This is a genomic window from Lactococcus cremoris subsp. cremoris NBRC 100676 (genome assembly GCF_001591705.1).
Classification (GTDB): Bacteria; Bacillota; Bacilli; order Lactobacillales; family Streptococcaceae; genus Lactococcus; species Lactococcus cremoris.
In genome coordinates, this window is sequence record NZ_BCVK01000117.1 from 1 (window position 1) to 1064 (window position 1064).

Genomic DNA, 1064 nt, shown 5'->3' on the forward strand with positions numbered 1-1064 from the left:
CGCCGATTGTAAAATTAAGCTAGACAAATAAAAAAGTCATTTGTGCTACACTCAAGATAGTTCCCGCAAAAGAATTATAAGGAGTGAAGACAAATGACCTATACCCATCTTACATCAAATGAACTTGCAATGATAGAGGCGTATTATAATAATCATCAATCTGTAGCCAAAACCGCAGTACTATTGAATAGATCTAGACAAACGATTCATAAAGTTTACCAATTTTTCAAAACAGGGCACAATGCTCTAGATTATTTCAATCAATACAAGAAGAATAAAACTCGCTGTGGCAGACGTCCTATTGTCTTATCAGATGAACAAACAGAATATATTCAAAAGAGGGTTGTTCAAGGTTGGACACCTGATGTGATTGTTGGCCGTGCAGAGTTTTCTATTTCTTGTTCTATGCGTACACTTTATCGTATGTTTAAACAAGGCGTATTTGAAGTGACTCACCTACCTATGAAAGGAAAACGTAAAGCCAACGGACACAAAGAGACTCGGGGAAAACAATCTTTTCGTCGATCACTTCGTGACAGAGGAAATGATTATTCTAAATTCAATCAAGAATTTGGCCACCTTGAAGGGGATACTATTGTGGGTAAAAAGCACAAAAGTGCTGTTATTACCCTCGTTGAGCGATTATCTAAAGTAATCATCACTCTTCAGCCAGAAGGCAGACGAGCTATAGATATTGAAAATCGTTTGAACCAATGGATGCAATCTGTACCTAAGCATCTATTCAAATCAATGACTTTTGATTGTGGAAAGGAATTTTCAAATTGGAAATCAATCAGTAATATCAATGATATTGATATCTATTTTGCAGATCCTGGTACACCATCACAAAGAGGGTTAAATGAAAACTCTAATGGTTTATTACGTAAAGATGGTTTACCAAAGCAAATGGATTTCAACGAAGTTGATGAATCTTTTATCCAATCTATTGCATCGAAAAGAAATAATATCCCTCGAAAATCATTAAACTATAAAACACCAATAGAAGTATTCTTGAGTCACATATGCAAAGAGGAATTGTCTAACTTAATTTGACAATTAATAAA

1 protein-coding gene is annotated in these 1064 nt (G+C 34.7%); it reads left to right on the top strand.

Going from position 1 to position 1064, the window contains the following annotated elements:
* Positions 1 to 93 precede the first annotated feature (93 nt).
* Positions 94 to 1053, top strand: a complete 960-nt coding sequence (locus tag LLA01S_RS12015; RefSeq protein ID WP_002360751.1) for an IS30-like element IS1062 family transposase — start codon at positions 94 to 96, stop codon at positions 1051 to 1053.
* The last annotated feature ends 11 nt before the right edge of the window (positions 1054 to 1064 follow it).

Excerpts from the sequence above, each read along its gene's own strand:
- LLA01S_RS12015 (WP_002360751.1), top strand. The coding sequence starts at position 94 with ATGACCTATACCCATCTTACATCAAATGAACTTGCAATGATAGAGGCG.